The sequence below is a fragment of the Burkholderia aenigmatica genome (assembly GCF_902499175.1).
GTDB lineage: Bacteria > Pseudomonadota > Gammaproteobacteria > Burkholderiales > Burkholderiaceae > Burkholderia > Burkholderia aenigmatica.
In genome coordinates, this window is sequence record NZ_CABVQC010000040.1 from 22,393 (window position 1) to 39,873 (window position 17,481).

The 17,481-nt window shown below is 67.0% G+C and carries 16 protein-coding genes; 4 read left to right on the forward strand and 12 right to left on the reverse strand.

The window, feature by feature from the left end:
• Window positions 1-22: 22 nt before the first annotated feature.
• From aroB to BDO18943_RS25650, 6 genes are read right to left on the reverse strand one after another with little or no spacing between them, the layout of a single operon-like run.
• Window positions 23-1,102, reverse strand: coding sequence for a 3-dehydroquinate synthase (aroB, locus tag BDO18943_RS25625; RefSeq protein ID WP_175024567.1), 1,080 nt, complete (start codon window positions 1,100-1,102; stop codon window positions 23-25).
• On the reverse strand, window positions 1,099-1,653 hold the full coding sequence (gene aroK / locus BDO18943_RS25630) for a shikimate kinase AroK (RefSeq protein ID WP_175024578.1): 555 nt from the start codon (window positions 1,651-1,653) through the stop codon (window positions 1,099-1,101). Before aroK ends, aroB begins: the two co-directional genes overlap by 4 nt.
• Window positions 1,654-1,693: 40 nt before the next feature.
• The gene (locus tag BDO18943_RS25635) at window positions 1,694-3,328 is read right to left on the reverse strand and encodes a type IV pilus secretin PilQ (protein ID WP_175024568.1); all 1,635 of its coding nucleotides are present in this window, start codon (window positions 3,326-3,328) and stop codon (window positions 1,694-1,696) included.
• The gene (locus tag BDO18943_RS25640) at window positions 3,325-4,191 is read right to left on the reverse strand and encodes a pilus assembly protein (protein ID WP_175024569.1); all 867 of its coding nucleotides are present in this window, start codon (window positions 4,189-4,191) and stop codon (window positions 3,325-3,327) included. The genes BDO18943_RS25635 and BDO18943_RS25640 overlap by 4 nt, the downstream gene beginning before the upstream one ends.
• The gene (locus BDO18943_RS25645) at window positions 4,188-4,796 is read right to left on the reverse strand and encodes a fimbrial protein (RefSeq protein ID WP_235996192.1); all 609 of its coding nucleotides are present in this window, start codon (window positions 4,794-4,796) and stop codon (window positions 4,188-4,190) included. The genes BDO18943_RS25640 and BDO18943_RS25645 overlap by 4 nt, the downstream gene beginning before the upstream one ends.
• Window positions 4,793-5,719 (reverse strand): type IV pilus biogenesis protein PilM, encoded by a 927-nt coding sequence (locus BDO18943_RS25650; RefSeq protein WP_175024570.1) that lies wholly within the window; start codon window positions 5,717-5,719, stop codon window positions 4,793-4,795. The genes BDO18943_RS25645 and BDO18943_RS25650 overlap by 4 nt, the downstream gene beginning before the upstream one ends.
• A 227-nt stretch (window positions 5,720-5,946) precedes the next feature.
• On the opposite strand from BDO18943_RS25650, the gene BDO18943_RS25655 reads away from it, so the two are divergent.
• Window positions 5,947-8,331 carry a penicillin-binding protein 1A gene (locus BDO18943_RS25655; RefSeq protein ID WP_456151301.1) on the forward strand — a complete coding sequence of 795 codons (2,385 nt, stop codon included), beginning with the start codon at window positions 5,947-5,949 and terminating at the stop codon, window positions 8,329-8,331.
• Window positions 8,332-8,424: 93 nt separating this feature from the next.
• On the opposite strand, the gene cyaY is transcribed toward BDO18943_RS25655, so the two are convergent.
• Window positions 8,425-8,754, reverse strand: coding sequence for an iron donor protein CyaY (cyaY, locus tag BDO18943_RS25660; protein ID WP_043191836.1), 330 nt, complete (start codon window positions 8,752-8,754; stop codon window positions 8,425-8,427).
• A 36-nt stretch (window positions 8,755-8,790) separates the two neighbouring features.
• On the opposite strand from cyaY, the gene lptM reads away from it, so the two are divergent.
• Window positions 8,791-9,069, forward strand: a complete 279-nt coding sequence (gene lptM / locus BDO18943_RS25665; protein WP_043191837.1) for an LPS translocon maturation chaperone LptM — start codon at window positions 8,791-8,793, stop codon at window positions 9,067-9,069.
• A gap of 78 nt (window positions 9,070-9,147) precedes the next feature.
• Here lptM and msrQ read toward each other — a convergent pair whose 3' ends face one another.
• The 5 genes from msrQ to BDO18943_RS25690 form a co-directional block, all read right to left on the reverse strand.
• Complete coding sequence (msrQ, locus tag BDO18943_RS25670; RefSeq protein ID WP_175024572.1) at window positions 9,148-9,834, reverse strand: protein-methionine-sulfoxide reductase heme-binding subunit MsrQ; 687 nt, start codon at window positions 9,832-9,834, stop codon at window positions 9,148-9,150.
• Window positions 9,835-9,854: 20 nt separating this feature from the next.
• On the reverse strand, window positions 9,855-10,850 hold the full coding sequence (gene msrP / locus BDO18943_RS25675; protein ID WP_175024573.1) for a protein-methionine-sulfoxide reductase catalytic subunit MsrP: 996 nt from the start codon (window positions 10,848-10,850) through the stop codon (window positions 9,855-9,857).
• Between the two features lie 158 nt (window positions 10,851-11,008).
• Entirely contained in the window at window positions 11,009-12,199 is a 1,191-nt protein-coding gene (gene ccsB, locus BDO18943_RS25680; protein WP_089449756.1) for a c-type cytochrome biogenesis protein CcsB, read from the reverse strand.
• A gap of 4 nt (window positions 12,200-12,203) precedes the next feature.
• Window positions 12,204-14,420 carry a cytochrome c biogenesis protein ResB gene (locus BDO18943_RS25685; protein ID WP_089449755.1) on the reverse strand — a complete coding sequence of 739 codons (2,217 nt, stop codon included), beginning with the start codon at window positions 14,418-14,420 and terminating at the stop codon, window positions 12,204-12,206.
• A 217-nt stretch (window positions 14,421-14,637) separates the two neighbouring features.
• Entirely contained in the window at window positions 14,638-15,291 is a 654-nt protein-coding gene (locus BDO18943_RS25690; RefSeq protein ID WP_175024580.1) for a c-type cytochrome, read from the reverse strand.
• A gap of 214 nt (window positions 15,292-15,505) precedes the next feature.
• Between BDO18943_RS25690 and yihA the strand changes: the two genes are divergently transcribed.
• Together yihA and hemB are read left to right on the forward strand one after the other, a co-directional pair.
• Window positions 15,506-16,165 carry a ribosome biogenesis GTP-binding protein YihA/YsxC gene (gene yihA / locus BDO18943_RS25695; protein ID WP_043191851.1) on the forward strand — a complete coding sequence of 220 codons (660 nt, stop codon included), beginning with the start codon at window positions 15,506-15,508 and terminating at the stop codon, window positions 16,163-16,165.
• Between the two features lie 253 nt (window positions 16,166-16,418).
• On the forward strand, window positions 16,419-17,417 hold the full coding sequence (hemB, locus tag BDO18943_RS25700) for a porphobilinogen synthase (protein ID WP_174952939.1): 999 nt from the start codon (window positions 16,419-16,421) through the stop codon (window positions 17,415-17,417).
• The last annotated feature ends 64 nt before the right edge of the window (window positions 17,418-17,481 follow it).

Genomic DNA, 17,481 nt, shown 5'->3' on the forward strand with positions numbered 1-17,481 from the left:
CGCCGGGGCATCCGGGCCGCCGTTAGCCGGTCGTCTGTGCCAGTGTAGCGAACACGGCTTCGTCCGGCGCCTGCGTGATCAGCGTATCGCCGAATCGCTTCAGCAGGATGAACTTGATCGCGCCGGCCTCGGCCTTCTTGTCGACGCGCATCAGGTCCATGTAACGCGCGTCGCCGAGCGCGGGCCCGCGGGTCGGCAGGTGCGCGGCCGCGATCACCGCATCGAGGCGCTGCCGCGACGCTTCGTCGAGCAGGCCGAGCCGCACCGACAGGTCGCCCGCCATCACCATCCCGCAGCCGACCGCCTCGCCGTGCAGCCATTCGCCGTAGCCGAGCCCGGCCTCGATCGCGTGGCCAAACGTATGGCCGAAGTTCAGGATCGCGCGCAGGCCGCCTTCGCGCTCGTCGGCCGCCACCACGCTCGCTTTGATCTCGCACGAGCGCTTCACCGCGTGTGCGAGCGCAGCCGGGTCGCGGCGGTTCAGCGCGTCGACGTTCGCCTCGATCCAGTCGAAGAATTCCGCGTCGGCGATCGCACCGGTCTTGATGACCTCGGCGACGCCGGCCGCCAGCTCGCGGTCAGGCAGGGTCGTCAGCGCGCCGATGTCCGCGATCACGGCCTGCGGCTGGTAGAACGCGCCGATCATGTTCTTGCCGAGCGGGTGGTTGATGCCCGTCTTGCCGCCGACCGACGAGTCGACCTGCGACAGCAGCGTCGTCGGCACCTGGATGAACGGCACGCCGCGCATGTAGCACGCAGCGGCAAAGCCCGTCATGTCGCCGATCACGCCGCCGCCGAGCGCGACGAGCGTCGTCTTGCGGTCCGCGCGGTCGGTCAGCAGGCCGTCGAAGATCAGGTTCAGCGTTTCCCAGTTCTTGTACGCCTCGCCGTCCGGCAGCACGACCGTTGACACGCGCTTGCCGAGCGGTGCAAGCGCCGCGCGCAGTGCATCTCCGTAGAGCGGATCGACCGTCGTGTTCGTGACGATCGTGACGGACGAACCCTTGATGTGCGGGGCGAACAGCTCGGCGCGGCCGATCAGGCCAGCGCCAATGTGAATCGGGTAGGCGCGGTCGCCCAGATCGACGTTGACAGTAATCATGCTTGTAGCGGCTTGGCGATGACGCCGGCCAGTTCGAGTTGCATCAGCACCATGTTGACGAGACCGTTGACCGACGGACGACCGGTCTCGATGACGAAATCCGCGCATTCGCGGTACAGCGGGTCGCGCACTTCGTACAGCGCTTCGAGACGCCCCTTCGGATCTTCGGTCTGCAGCAGCGGGCGGTTCTTGTCCTTGCGTGTACGCAGCCACAGATCGTGCGGATTGGCGCGCAGGTAGACGACGATGCCGCTGCTTTTCAGGTAGTCGCGATTTTCCGGGCGCAGCACCGCGCCGCCGCCCGTCGCGAGCACGATGTTCTCGCGCTGCGTGAGCTCGGCGATCACTTGCGTTTCGCGATCGCGAAACCCGGCCTCGCCCTCCATCTCGAAGATCACCGGAATGCGCGCGCCCGTGCGGGCCTCGATTTCGTGGTCGGAGTCGAAGAACGTCCTGTCGAGACGACGCGCGACCGCACGGCCCACGGTGGTCTTACCCGCTCCCATAAGGCCGACGAAAAATACGTTTGCATGTGGGTCCCGCGCTTGCAACGGCTTCCTCTGCTTCAATCTTGCTGGTGTGTGGCGCAGCTTACTGGCAAAGCGGCTGCCTTGTCGAGCCTGCGCCGGCGGCTTCCGGCCCTGTTTTTCCGACATCCGCGCTGCCCGCGCCGCGCGTATCGCAGCGCGCATCGACGACGGTCGGCGTGATGAAGACGACCAATTCGTTGCGCTGGTCGCGCTGCGCGCGGTGCCGGAAAAGCGCGCCCAGAAACGGTATTTTGCCCAAGAGCGGCACGCGCGTCACATCGTTCCTGTTCAGTTGCTCATAGATCCCGCCGATCGCGACCGTCCCGCCGTTCTCGACCTCGACGCGCGTCTGGACATGCTTCGTGTGAATCGCCGGGCCGGCCGCCGTCGGCTCGCCGATGCTGTCCTTCGTCACGTCCAGGTCGAGCACCACGCGCCCGTCCGGCGTGATCTGCGGCTCGACCTCGAGCTTGAGCGTCGCCCGGCGGAACTGCACGCCGCTCACGCCGTTGCCGACCTTCGCCTGGTACGGCAGCTCCGACCCCTGTTCGACGATGGCCTTGACGCGATCGGCGGTCACCACACGCGGCCGCGAAACGATCTGACCCCGCCCCTGCGCCTCGAGCGCGCTCAGTTCGACGTCGAGCACGCGGCTGAGCGGCGCGGCGAACAACGTGAAGCCCGCGGTTGCCGCTTCGAAGCCGCTGAGCGGCCGCGCAGCAAGGTCGAGCGCATTGCGCGCGCCGGCTGTGAACGTGGCGCTCTCGCCCGATGGCGGCCTCTCCTGCGCCCGCAGCGCAACGCGAGCGCCGAGGTTGCGCGAAAAACCCTGCTCGCCCTCGACGATGCGGGCCTCGATCCGGACCTGCCGCGACGGCCGGTCGATCGCATCGATCAGGCTCGCGATCTGGTCGAGACGCGGCGCGAGATCGGTGACGAACAGCAGGTTTGTACGCGGATCGGCCGCCGCAGCGCCACGCTTCGACAGCAGGCGCTGGCCCGTCGCGCCGGCCAGCAGCCGTTGCACGTCCTGCGCGCGCGGGTAGTGCAGCGCGAACGTACGGCTCGCGAGCGGCTCCAGATCGGCGGCCCGCGCGTGCATTTCGAAGCGCTCGCGTTCGCGCGCAGCCAGCTCGGCCGCCGGCGTGACCCATATCACGTTGCCCCGCCGGGACATCGCGAGCCCGTGCGTGTCCAGCAGCGTGTCGAAGGCGTCGCGCCAGCGCACATTGTTCAGACGTAACGTGACGGTGCCGCGCACCTGTTCGCCGACGACGATATTGAGCCCGGTGAACCGCGCGAACGCATCGAACGCGGCCGCGAGCCCCGCGCCCTGCAGATTCAGCGAGATCCGCCGCGCGTCGTCCGCATCGCCGGGTTGCCGTGCCGCGGCGTCGCCGATCCGGGCCGGCGGCGCCAACGGGATCGGCGGCCCCTCCAGCCCGGGTGCCGGAGTGGCGGCCGCCGCCTGAAGCGCCGCGCGAGCGGCCTGGTCGAACGGAGGTGGGCCCGCGTCCGCCGATACGGTGCTGTCCGCACCGTCCACCGTACCGTGGGGCAGCGGCAGGCCAGGCAGCGGCATGTCCATCGATGCAGCGGCAGGCCAGACGGCCGGCAGCGGCGGCAACGAGGCGCTTGCGCCGGCCGCCGTCAAGCCGGCCCAGACGGCGAGTGCCCGACATCCATGCTTCATCATGGCCGCCTCCCGTCGTCCAGCGTGACGCGGTACGCGCCGTCCGCCGTCGCGAGCGTCACGGCGACAGGCTCGACTCGCACCACCCGCGCGGCCCCGAGGGCTTCGCCGGGCACCACGGCCGCGAACGCGCCGTCACCGTCGTCGAACAGCGCGAGTCCGGCGCGCCCGGCGCGAATCGTGCCGGCCAGACGAGCAGCCGCCCCCTCCGCTTCAGACGTGCCGGTGACGCCGAACGGATCTGCGCCAGGTGCGTCAGCCAGAACCGGCACCTCCCCAGCCGTAGACGTCGCCGCCGGCAACCCCGGAAACACGTCGACAGACATTTCCACGCGCGCCGCCGCCTTTCCCCGTTCGACACGCAGCGCGGTCGGCACCGCCAGCACCGGGAAACGCGCCAGCCCGCCGACCATCTGCAGCAGCGCGCGAAAGCCGCCATCCGCGACGATGCGCACCGTGCGCCGACCGTCCTGCTCGGCACCATCGGCACGCAGCGGTTCGATCGATACGTCGTGCAGCCCGCTCGACGCGGCGCGATCTGCCAGTTCCAGCATCAACGCGGCCCACTCCGGCGCACGCGACAAGTGATCGCCGTGTGCCGCCGCCGGATACACGTCCCGGTGCCGTACAGCGGCTGCCAGGACACGCTGCGCGTCGGCCTCACGCATCTGCGCCGCTGCCAGCAATGCGCGGCCGTGTGCAAGCCCGCTCCAGTCAGCGGCATTCGCCAGATGAATGCCGCCCGCCAGCACGGCCGCGAACGCGACCACGCAGCCTGCGATGTGCGTAGCCGCCGGCGACACGCGCCGCATGCCGCCGAGCCACCTGCCGCCGTGCGGTGCGGGCCGATGCACGAGCGCCGTCATGCGCCACCTCCCGACGCTTTCCGGGACGGCAGCGCATCGTGCCAGCGCAACTGGACCGAGAACCGGAACGGCATCCCGCCCGTCGCGACCGGCGCATCCGAAGCAGGCTTCAACGCATCGATATCGATCCGCCAGCCACGCTGCTCGCGCGCCATCGCCGCGAGCCATCGCGCCGCCGCCGGGTAGCTCGCGGCACGCACATCGAGCACGGCACCGGCCGACGTCGTGCGCAGCGCGTCGAGCCGGACGGTGCCGGCGCCCACCTGCGCCAGTGTCGCCAGCAGCCCCGTGACGTGCCGGTAAGGCTCGGCAAGCTCAGCCGCCTGCGCGTCGCGCTGCGCGGCAACAGCCGCTGCGTTGGCGGCGCGCGTCGCAGCACCCACCTGCGGCTGCAACTGCCGCAGCCGCGCCTCCACGCTTGCGCGCTCGGCATCCACCCGCCACCGCGCCCCGGTGGCGGCGCCCGTCCACAGGCCGGCGCCAAGCACGCCGAACAGAATCGCCATGCCGCACTGCGCGGCCCGACGACGCCGCAACGCCTGCGCCAGCCGCTCGCGATACGGCAGCAGGTTGAAGCCGCCCTGCTCCGCGCGATGGACCGTCACTCCCACACCCCGCGCAATGCCAGCCCGAATGCGACAGCCAGCGCCGGACCGCCCGGCATGCCGGCGGGCAGGTATGGCTGCCCGCTCCAGCCCGTACAGTCGAACGACACCGCAACCGCGCCGAGCACGTCGCCAATCTCGGCGACGGACGTATCGAAGCGGGCGATGCACTGCTCGTCCCCGGCCACGAGTACGCAATGCACGGCCCCGAGCGCGCGCCGGCGCAGCGCATCGGGAAACGCCCCCGGCGCGGCGCCGGACAGCGTCAGCACCGGTACGGCCAACGGGCCGTCGATTCGCCAGCCGTGCACGCCCGCGTCGTGAAACCAGAGCGCCGCGTAGGGGCCCGCCTGCGCGTCGGGTTCGAATTGCGCGGCGTAGCGCAACGCTCGCAGCGCGGCGGCCGACTCGCCGTCGACCACCGTCAGGTCGACACCGGCCTGCGCAGCCACGTCGATCCGACGCTCGAGCAGCGCCAGCGGGGCCACGGCAACCTCGATCTCGCCCGCCTCCGCGCCGCCATCCTGCCGCCAGTCGAACGCGAGGCTGTCCGGCGCCAGCCCCGAGATGCGTTCGGCCGCCTGCCGCGCGGCGTTCGGGATGTCGTCCCGCCCGGCCAGATCGAGCGTCGCGGTGCGCATCTCGTCATCGTGCAACGCCATCACCCCGCGCGCATCGCACCGCACATCGGCAGCCGACAGCCTCGACACGGCTGCAGCCAGCGCACGCGCGACCGCCGCCCAACGCGCATCCTCCGGCCCGCCCGCCAACCCAACCGGCTCCCGCTCGAGCCCCTCGACGCACACCTCCGCGCCCCGGCCGCGCCGGCTCAGCACGACCACCCTCACCTCGTCCGAACCGACGTCGATTCCCGTCGACCGGTGCCCGCCCCGCGCAAACCGCGCTCCCCATCGTCCTGCCATCGCAGCCTCCCGAGATCGTCGCGGCCCACGCCGCGTTTCCGAGACCTGATTCTGCAAAACGGCGCGTGCGGCCGACAGTCGGCCTAACGGCCAGTATCCGCTCGCGACGGCCGTGCGCGGGCTATGCTGGAAGCACGCCAGCCCGCACCTGCGCGGCGGGCGGCCCCCCGCGTCAGGACCGGTCTTACCGGGCAGCTATAATCGCGGGACTGTTTTCCGGTATGCCTATGCAATCCACGACTCCTACGTCCCCGCCTCCTGCCCCGGAGCCGAAGAAGCGGCTCTGGTGGCAAAAAGTCCTGCTCGGATTCGCCACGATGTGCGTGGCGCTCGTCGTGGCCGGCGGCCTCGTGCTCGGCTACGCGCTCGTCGTCGCCTGGCCGAACATGCCGTCGCTCGACGCGCTGACCGACTATCGGCCGAAGGTGCCGCTGCGCATCTATACGTCCGATCACGTGCTGATCGGCGAATTCGGCGAAGAGCGCCGCGACGTCGTCCATTTCAAGGACGTGCCCGCCTCGCTGAAGAACGCGATCCTCGCGATCGAGGACGCGCGCTTCTACGATCACGGCGGCGTCGACCTCACCGGCATCGTCCGCGCCGGTTTCGTCGCGCTGACGAACGGCCATGCGTCGCAGGGCGCGAGCACGATCACGATGCAGGTCGCGCGCAACTTCTTCCTGTCGAGCGAGAAGACCTACACGCGCAAGATCTACGAGATGCTGCTCGCGTACCGGATCGAGCGTGCGCTGACGAAAGATCAGATTCTCGAGGTCTACATGAATCAGATCTATCTCGGCCAGCGCGCGTACGGCTTCGCAAGCGCCGCGCGGGTCTACTTCGGCAAGGACCTGAAGGACATCACACTCGCCGAAGCAGCGATGCTCGCCGGGCTGCCGAAGGCACCGTCCGCGTATAACCCGGTCGTGAACCCGAAGCGCGCGAAGGTGCGCCAGGAATACATCCTGCAACGGATGCTCGAGCTGAATTTCATCACGCGCGAACAGTACGACGAGGCCGTCGCACAGCCGCTCGTCGTCAAGGGTCCGGGCCGCGATTTCAGCGTGCACGCCGAGTACGTCGCGGAAATGGTCCGACAAATGATGTACGCGCAGTACCGTGAGGAAACCTACACGCGCGGCTTCAACGTCGTCACGACGATCGACTCCGCGGACCAGCAGGTCGCATACACCGCGCTGCGCAAGGGCATCATGGATTACGAACGCCGGCACGGCTATCGGGGGCCGGAAGGCTTCATCGAACTGCCGGCCGGTGCCGACGACCGCGAACAGGCGATCGACGATGCGCTGCTCGAACACCCCGACAACGGCGAACTGATTGCCGCGGTCGTCACGGCTGCCACCCCGCGCCAGATCACGGTTGCGTTCATCGACGGCAGCAATGCGACGATCGAAGGCGACAACCTGCGCTTCGCGTCGGGCGCGCTGTCGGCCAATGCGCAGCCGAATCGCCGCATCCGCCCGGGCGCGATCGTCCGCGTCGTGAAGAACGACGCCGGCAAGTGGTCGATCACGCAGTTGCCGCAGGTCGAGGGGGCGTTCCTGTCGATCGTCCCGCAGGACGGCGCGATCCGCTCGCTCGTCGGCGGCTTCGATTACAACAAGAACAAGTTCAACCACGTCACGCAGGCGTGGCGACAGCCGGGTTCGTCGTTCAAGCCGTTCATCTATTCGGCGTCGCTCGACAAGGGCCTCGGGCCGGCAACCGTGATCAACGACGGCCCGCTGTATTTCAGCGCCGCCGAAACGGGCGGCCAGCCGTGGGAACCGAAGAACTACGGCGGCGGCTTCGAAGGCCCGATGTCGATGCGCACCGCGCTGCAGCGCTCGCGCAACCTCGTGTCGATCCGGATCCTGAACCACATCGGCACGAAGTACGCGCAGCAGTACATCACGCGCTTCGGCTTCGACGCCGAACGCCATCCGGCCTACCTGCCGATGGCACTCGGCGCGGGCCAGGTCACGCCGCTGCAGATGGCGGGCGCGTACTCGGTCTTCGCGAACGGCGGCTACCGCGTCAATCCGTACCTGATCGCCGAAGTCACCGATCCGAACGGGGCAATCGTCGTGCGCGCGCAGCCGCTCGTCGCCGAGCAGAACGCACCGCGCGCGATCGACGCGCGCAACGCGTACGTGATGAACAGCCTGCTGCAGAGCGTCGCGCAGCGCGGCACGGGCGCACGGACCAACGTGCTGAAGCGCACCGACCTCGCGGGCAAGACCGGCACGACGAACGACTCGCACGACGCGTGGTTCGCCGGCTACCAGCACACGCTCGCCGCGATCGCGTGGATCGGCTACGACAACCCGCGCAGCCTCGGCGATCGCGAAACGGGCGGCGGCCTGTCGCTGCCCGTCTGGATCGAATACATGGGCGCCGCGCTGAAGGGCGTGCCCGAGTTCAAGCCGACGGTGCCGGACGGCGTCGAATCGCTCGGCGGCGAGCTGTACTTCACCGAGTTCGCGCCGGGTCACGGCTTCGTGTCGACGGTCGGCGTACCGCAGGCACCGGCCGCGCAGAACGTCGATGCCACCGTGCCGCACGTCGACGAGCAGGAAAAGCAGGACATCATGAACCTGTTCGCGCACTGACCACCGGCCCGGACATGAAAAAAGCGCCCCCACGGGGGCGCTTTTTCTTTGGCACGACAGCTCGGGGCGCGGCCCCGGCTTCGGCCGTGGCCGTTACGGCGCGCTGAACGTGATAGCCAGGCCGGCCTGCTGCGTCGCGTATTCGGTAAGCGCAGAGAAAAACTCGGTGCCCGTGCGCGTATCGCGCCATTCGCCGTCGATGAAACGGTAGTGGAAACCGCCCGCCTTCGCGGCAATCCACACTTCCTTCATCGGCGGCTGCAGGTTGACGATGATCTTCGAGCCGTTCTCGAACGTCAGCGTCAGGACGCTGCCGTTGCGCTCCAGATCGATGTCGTGATCGCCGTCGTTGGCGTCGTCGACGGTACGCTCGACGGCCGCCAGCACGGCCTCGGCACGGGTCAGGTATTCGGTATCGGACATGCTAAACTCTATCGGTTCAATTGTTCAGGGACGATCATGCGAGTCGTTTTCCGGATGAGCGCGATTGTAGCGGCTTTGGCGATTCTTGCCGGCTGCGGTCAAAGCGGCGCGCTCTATCTGCCCACCGTGCCTCCGATGCCCAAGCCACTCCAGCAGCAGGACGCGCCGCCGTCGGACGTGAAGCCGACCGATGAAAACGCGTCGTCCGACAGTGTGCCCGATTCGTCCGGTACGCCGCTCACGCTGTCGCCCGAATTGTCGAGCGGCGCATCGGCCAAGCCCGCACCGGCATCGAGCCCGGCCGTCGCAAAGTAACGGCGCGCCGCCTGCACCGCTCGTGAAACAAGGCGATGACTTCCCGGTCATCGCCTTTTGTTTTTCCAGGCTGCGCCGTCACGCGCGCACGCGCCGCCATCCCCATGCAACGACCCGCCAGCCAAGCAGCGCGGCAACGATCGCCGCATAAAGCTTCGGCTGCGCAAGATTGTGCTTGCCGGCCCTCATCCACCAGAAGTGCAGCACGCCGAACAGCGCGATCGCGTAGATCGCGCTGTGCAGCGTCGCCCAGTGGCGGCCGAGCCGGCGCACCATCGCGCGCGGCGAGGTTGCCGCGAGCGGAATCAGCAGCACGAACGCGGCGAAACCGACCGTGATGAACGGGCGTTTGCCGACGTCCTTCAGGATCGCAACGACGTCGAACCACTTGTCGAACCACAGGTAGGTCGTGAAGTGCAGCGTCGCGTAAAAGAACGCGAACAGCCCGATCATCCGGCGAAAACGCAGCAGCGCGGCGAACCCTGTCATGCGCCGCAGCGGCGTGACAGCGAGCGTGATGCACAACAAGACGAGCGTCCAGAGGCCCGTCGAACGCGTGATGAACTCGATCGGATTCGCGCCGAGCCGGTCGGTCAGCCCGAACAGCACGAGACGCGCGAGCGGATAAAGGCCGGCCGCGAAAACCAGCACCTTGGCCGGCGCGAGCCAGCGCGGCGCAGCGGGATGGACCGCACCGCACCGCGCGGCACGTGCAGCCGAACCGGCGCCGGCTGCGCGCGCGGGTGTCAGCGTCGAAGGAGGCATGTCGTTTCTCACCGTCACGCTCAGAAGTTCTTCTTCAGGTCCATGCCCTGATACATCGACGCGACCAGATCGCCGTAGCCGTTGAACATCAGTGTCTTGCGTTTCGGCGTGAAAAAGCCGTCCTCGCCGATGCGCCGCTCGGTCGCCTGGCTCCAGCGCGGATGATCGACGTTCGGGTTCACGTTCGAATAAAAGCCGTACTCGTTCGCCGCATACGTGTTCCAGCTCGTCTTCGGCGGCTTGTCGACGAAGCGGATCTTCACGAGCGACTTCGCGCTCTTGAAGCCGTACTTCCACGGCACGACGATCCGCACCGGCGCGCCGTTCTGGTTCGGCAGCACCTGCCCGTAGACGCCCATCGTCAGCAGCGTCAGCGGATTCATCGCCTCGTCCATCCGCAGCCCTTCCGAGTACGGCCAGTCGAGCACGGGCGTCGAGAGGCCGGGCATCTGCGACGGATCGGCCAGCGTGATGAACTGCACGTATTTCGCGTTGCCGGTCGGCTGCACGCGCTTGATCAGCTCGGACAACGGCACGCCGATCCACGGGATCACCATCGACCAGCCCTCGACGCAGCGCAACCGGTACACGCGCTCCTCGAGCGGCGCGAGCTTCAGCAGTTCGTCGAGATCGAACACCTTCGGATGCAGCACCTCGCCTTCGACGCTCACGCGCCACGGGCGCGGCCGCAACGTGCCGGCGTTCTGCGCGGGGTCACTCTTGTCGGTGCCGAACTCGTAGAAGTTGTTGTAGGACGTGATGTCCTTGAACGGCGTCACCTTGTCGGCCGCGACGAACTTCGCATTCGTCTTCGCCGCGAGCTTCGCGGCCCGCGCATCGGGCGACGCATAGGCGGCCCATGCTGCGCCACTGCCGCCGAGCAGCCCGCCCGCCGCCGCGAGGCCGGCCGCCTGCAACGCGCGCCGCCGGTTCTCGAAGACCGCACGCGGCGTGATTTCGCCGGGTGCAATATCGCCGCCGGTCAGTACGTTCCGCAAAGGGCGTTTGATCCACATCGTGCTGCTCCTCCTGCATGCGCCGCGCGCAGCTTCATGAGCGTTCGACCCGACCCGTCTTGCGCCGTTCGACGCCCGGACCGCCCGCCCGTTACAAAAGAAAACCGCCGGGCACACGGTGCACCGGCGGTCTCATAGTCGGACGAACAGCGGAAATCTTACAGCTTGCCGTAGCTGTGCAGCCCGGACAGGAACATGTTGACGCCGAGGAACGCGAAGGTCGTCACGAGCAGGCCCGTGAGCGCCCACCATGCGGCCACCGAGCCGCGCAGGCCCTTCATCAGGCGCATGTGCAGCCACGCCGCGTAGTTGAGCCATACGATCAGCGCCCAGGTTTCCTTCGGGTCCCAGCTCCAGTAGCCGCCCCAGGCTTCAGCGGCCCACAGCGCGCCGAGGATCGTCGCGATCGTGAAGAACGCGAAACCGACCGCGATCGACTTGTACATCACGTCGTCGAGCACTTCGAGCGTCGGCAGGCGATCCGCGAGCACGCCGCGCTCCTTCATCAGGTACGCGACCGACACCATCGCCGACAGCGCGAAGCTGCCATAGCCGATGAAGTTCGCCGGCACGTGAATCTTCATCCACCAGCTCTGCAGCGCCGGCACGAGCGGCTGGATCTGCTGCGCATCGCGCGCGACCGAATACCACATCAGGAAACCGACGGCCGCGCTGATCACCAGCAGCACGAACGCGCCCAGCGCGCGCGTGCCGTAATGGCCTTCGTAATACAGATAGAGCAGCGCCGTGATCAGGCTGAACAGCACGAACACTTCATACAGGTTCGACACCGGAATGTGCCCGACGTCCGCGCCGATCAGGTAGGACTCGTACCAGCGCACCATCAGGCCGGTGAAGCCCATCAGCACGGCGACCCACGTGAGCTTCTGGCCGATCGCGGAGCCCGACTCCGAGCGTGCGAGCAAACCGATCCAGTAGAAGATCGTCGCGAGCACGAACAGCGCGCTCATCCACAGGATGGCCGACTGGCTCGACAGGAAGTACTTGAGGAAGAACGCCGAATCGGCGCGCGCGAGATCGCCCTGGTAGATCTGGATCGACAGCAGCGCCAGCACGGTGATCGACGCCATCATCAGTCGCGCGGGCTTCCAGCGCCAGCCGAGCGTGATGAGCGCCGGCACGGTGCCGATCATCACGGCCTTGTCGTAGTAATTCATGTGCTCGTTGTAGTGCACGAGCGCATAGCCCGCGCCCACCACGAGCGCCAGCGCGAACAGCCAGTCGAGCAACGACAGGCGCGCGAGGAACGGACGGTCGTCGAACAGCGGCGCCACAACTGGAGCCTGGGCCGACGCCCGATGGGAAGAGGAAACTTGCGTGAGATCCATGATGTTACCGGGTGGAATTCTCGGAATCGGAACCGCCGCCGGCAGGCGGACGGGCCGTCGATGCCGCACGGGCCGGCGCGGCGTCGCGAGGTGCGGCGTGCAGGGCGGCACCGGCCGCGTCGCGCGTCTGCACGAATTCTTTCTCGAAATCGAAGGTCTTGCGGGCCGTGGACATTGCCATCACCACATCGACGCCCGAACCGGCGTCCTTCAACCAGAACCAGAGGCGCCGCTCGCGCACGTAGAACATCGAGAAGATGCCGGCGACCAGCAGCAGGCTGCCAAGATACACCAGATTCTTGCCGGGTGCGCGCGTCAACTGAAATACCGAAGCTTGCACCTGCTTGAATGAGTCAAGCTGCAAATAGACCGGCGATCCATACAAAAAGCTGTCTGATAGCGCATTGATCGCGTTCTGCACGAAGCGGATCGTGTCGGTGCCCTGCTGCGCCGCCGGCTCGCCGGCACGCTCGCGCGCGATCTGCCAGACCTCCCACATCGAGCCTTCGAGCATCCGCAGCAGCAGGCTCGCGGCCTTCTCCTGCTCGGCCTTGGGCACCGAGCGGTCGATGAACGTCGCCACCGCCTGGAAGCCGCCGATCGGCTGGCCGTCGGCGCCGCGGCCGACGCTGTCGTCACTCGCCGCAAACAGGGTCAGCACCTTCGATGCGCTGTCCTGCAGGCGGCTGCGCAGCGATGCGTCGGTGCCCGGCAGCGAACGCTGCGCGAAGCGCGCGGCGGCTTCGGCGCGCACGGTCGGATCCTCGAGCGCGGCGCGCAGGCGCATCCATTCGCCGATCGAATCCTGGCTGTCGGCCGGAATCCGCATGTAGCGGAACGGGTCGTTCGGGCTCGCGCGCACGCCGGCGAGGAACACGCGCACGCCATTCATGTCGACGGGCAGCATGTAGTTGTTGAACTCGCGCGCCTGGCCGTCCTTGCCGCGGATCTTGTATTGCACGGACGGGCCGATGTTGTGGAGCTGCGTCGGCTTCGACGTCTTCGCGCCGGAGCCGAGCCGTTCGTCGAACGCTTCCTTCAGCGAGCTCGTCGTCGCCACGCCGCGCACGTCCGGCTTGCCGTTCGCGTCGGCCATGTTCTCGACGTTGATCGCGCGGAAATCGGAGAACTCGATCGTGTCGCCATCGTTGCCCGGCATCTGCAGCGGCGCCGAACTGCCGATTGTGCCCTGCACGGGGAAGGTCTTCGCGTTGCCACCCGTCATCGGGTAGGCCGTCATCTGCATCTGCGAGCCGCCGTCCTGGAAGCTCGACTGGTAGATCGACACGCCCTTGTACGTGAACGGCTTGTTGACCTCGACGCGCGCCGGGATTTTCTGGCCGGTCTCGCGATCGATCACGACGATGTCGCTCGCGAACAGCTTCGGCATGCCCGTCGTGTAGTAATCGACGATGAACTTGTTGAGCTGGATCGAGAACGGCAGATCCTGGATCAGCGAGCCGCTCGGCTGGTTCAGGATCGCGGTCGACACGAACTGGCCCTCGGGCACCCACGCGTAGCCGCGGAACGTCGGGTTCGACGCGGACAGGCGATGATCCGGCGAGATCTCGCTGATCGTCGCGCTCGTGTTGACCGGGCTCTTGCCGAACATCCACATCTGGAATTTGATCGGCAGGTTGCTGTCGAGCAGGCCGCCGATACAGATCACGACGATCGCGAGGTGAGCGGAGATGTAGCCCCACTTGGTCATCGCGCCGCGCTTCGCGGAGATCAGCGTCGCGCCGTCGTTTTCACGCACGACGTGCTTGTAGCCGGCCTTGGTGACGAACGTGGCGAGCGTCGCCGCGACGGTCGCGCGCGTGCCGGACGCCGTGTACTCGGCCTTGTGGTGGAACGCGCGCAGGCTGCCTTCGCGAACCTTGTCCTTCCAGCTCTTCGCATCGGCGAGCATCTTCGGCGCGTTGCGGATCACGCACAGCGAGATCGACACGACGAGGAAGATCAGGATCAGCATGAACCACCACGCGCTGTACACGTTGTACAGGCCGAGCGAGCGGAAAATGTCCGCCCAGAACGGCCCGAACTGGTTCACATAATTCGGATACGGATCGTCCTGGGTCAGGACCGTGCCGATGATGCTCGCGATCGACAGCACCACCAGCAGCGCGATCGCGAAGCGCATCGAGCTCAGCAGCTCGACCGCGCGCTTGGACGCACCCTGACCCGACTTCGACTGCAACCCCGACGTGGTAACGCTCATTCAAACTCCGACTCAGGGGAAACAGCCCCCAACGCTCACTTTGTTCGCTTGGGGAGCGCAGCCCCCCATCTCCGGCAAGCCGCTCCATCCTGGCTTGGCCTGGCGCGTGCCGACAAAAAAGAAGGGCGAGGCAACCGCAACGATGCGGCGCCCCACCCTTTTCTTGTTCTGACTCCGGCCGCCCTTCGGGCGCCCGGTCATTCTCGCGGCTGACCGCTCAACGCAGGCCCGCGATGTAATCCGCGACGGCCTTGATCTCGTTGTCCGACAGCCGCGTCGCGATCTGATGCATCGCCTCATTGTTGTTGCGCGCGCCGGCACCCTGCTGGAACGCGGTCAACTGCGCGACCGTGTAATCGGCCCATTGCCCCGACAGACGCGGGTACTGGACCGGGATCCCCTGCCCTGTCGGCCCGTGGCAGCTCGCGCAGGCGGGGACGCCCTTCTCCGCGATGCCGCCGCGATAGATCTTCTGGCCGATCGGCACGGTTGCCGCATCGCGTGCGGTGCCGAGCTTCGTCGACTGCGACCCGTAGTACGCGGCGACGTTGCGCATGTCGTCCGCGCTCAACGCGCTCGCGAATCCGACCATCACCGCGTTGTTCCGCACCGGCCCCTTCGCGCCCGGCTGCGTCTTGAAGTCGTTCAACTGCTTGACCAGATATTCGGGATGCTGGCCGGCAAGCTTCGGGAAACTGCCCGACGCGCTGTTGCCGTCGGCGCCGTGACACGACGCGCAGACCTGCCCGGCAATCGCCTTGCCGCGGTCGAGATCCGGCTTTGCCGCGTCTGCCGCGTTTGCCTCCGCTACGAAACCTACGAACCCTGCTGCAACCTGAAGCACCATCAGAGACTTGCACAGTCGATTCATTCGCACACCCTGTTTCGTCTTGTGGGAATTTGAGGTTCTGCAAAAAACGACGGCGTTCAGTCTACCGCAGAAGCTACATAAAAGCGCGAGGCAGGCGCCCGGTAGCCTTCGGTAAAACCGCCGTATTGTACAATATCGTGTTGAAAGCTCCGGCGCCTATCGGGGCTACCCCGCCTCCACCAAGCGGCTTGCGCCGCCCGTCCTTCCGGTTCCCATGGCCTTTCTGCTCCATCAAGCCCGCTTCTACACGACCGTCAACCATCTGCGCGACCTGCCGCCGACGGTCCAGCCGGAAATCGCGTTCGCGGGACGCTCGAATGCCGGCAAGTCGACGGCGATCAACGTGCTGTGCAACCAGAAGCGGCTCGCCTTCGCGTCGAAGACGCCCGGCCGCACGCAGCATATCAACTACTTCTCCGTCGGCCCGGCCGACGAGCCCGTCGCGAACCTCGTCGACCTGCCCGGCTACGGCTACGCGGAAGTGCCCGGCGCCGCCAAGGCGCACTGGGAAATGCTGCTGTCGTCCTATCTCGCGACCCGCTCGCAGCTTTGCGGCCTGATCCTGATGATGGATTCGCGCCGTCCGCTGACCGACCTCGATCGCCGCATGATCGAGTGGTTCGTGCCGACCGGCAAGCCGATCCACACGCTGCTGACGAAGTGCGACAAATTGACGCGGCAGGAAAGCATCAATGCGCTGCGGACCGCGCAAAAGGGGCTCGATGCGTATCGTGACCAGGGTGTCCAAGGCAAGCTGACGGTTCAGCTGTTCTCGGCAATGAAGCGCACGGGGCTCGACGAGGCGCACGCGCTGATCGAGAGCTGGGTGCGGCCGTCCGCCGCCGACGAAAAAAGCGAGCCTGTAGCACAATGATCGGGCAACGCGCGGCCGGGATCGGCGGCGCGCACCTGACGGCGTCTGCGATTTCGGCCGGCTCATAAAAAAACCCGCCGTTGAACGGCGGGTCAAACAGCCTAATCGAAAAACGACAGGCACCCGCTCAGGGAGGAGAAGCGGGGAGCTGCACGCAACGCGCGCCGCTCGATCGCTATCATATACCAACGCTCCCGAAAATGACCGAAGGGTTCCGTAAGGTTCTTACTGCCCTGATTTCTACCCAATCGCCATGAGCTTCCATCCGCTTCATCGTCCGCGCCGGATGCGCCGCGACGACTTCTCCCGCCGCCTGATGCGGGAAAACCGCCTGACCACCGACGACCTGATCTATCCGGTATTCGTCGTCGAAGGCACCAACGAACGGCAGCCGGTGCCGTCGATGCCGGGCGTCGAACGCGTGTCCGTCGATCTGCTGATGCAGGTCGCCGAGCAATGCGTCGAACTCGGCGTGCCCGTGCTATCGCTGTTCCCGGCCATCGAGCCGTCGGTGAAGACGCCTGACGGCCGCGAGGCAGCCAATCCGGCAGGCCTGATCCCGCGCGCGGTGCGCGAGCTGAAAAAGCGCTTCCCCGAACTCGGCGTGCTGACCGACGTCGCACTCGATCCGTACACGAGCCATGGCCAGGACGGCGTGCTCGACGAAAATGGCTACGTGATCAACGACGACACGATCGAGATCCTGATCGATCAGGCGCGCGCGCAGGCTGAAGCCGGTGTCGACATCGTCGCCCCGTCAGACATGATGGACGGCCGTATCGGCGCCATCCGCGAAATGCTGGAAAGCGACGGCCATATCCACACGCGGATCATGGCCTATTCGGCCAAGTTCGCATCGGCGTTCTATGGTCCGTTCCGCGACGCAGTCGGCTCGGCGTCCAATCTGGGCAAGGGCAACAAGATGACCTACCAGATGGATCCGGCGAACAGCGACGAAGCGCTGCGCGAAGTGCGCCTCGACATCGACGAAGGCGCCGACATGGTGATGGTCAAGCCCGGCATGCCGTACCTCGACATCGTGCGCCGCGTGAAGGACGAGTTCCGCTTCCCGACCTACGTGTACCAGGTGAGCGGCGAATACGCGATGCTGAAGGCCGCCGCGATGAACGGCTGGCTCGACCACGACAAGGTCGTGCTCGAATCGCTGCTCGCGTTCAAGCGGGCGGGCGCCGACGGCGTGCTCACGTACTTCGCACTCGACGCCGCGCGTCTGCTGAAAGCGCAACGCTGATTGCCCGCCGGCAGGCGGAAAGAAAAACGGCGGGACACTTCGGTGCCTCGCCGTTTTTTGTTTG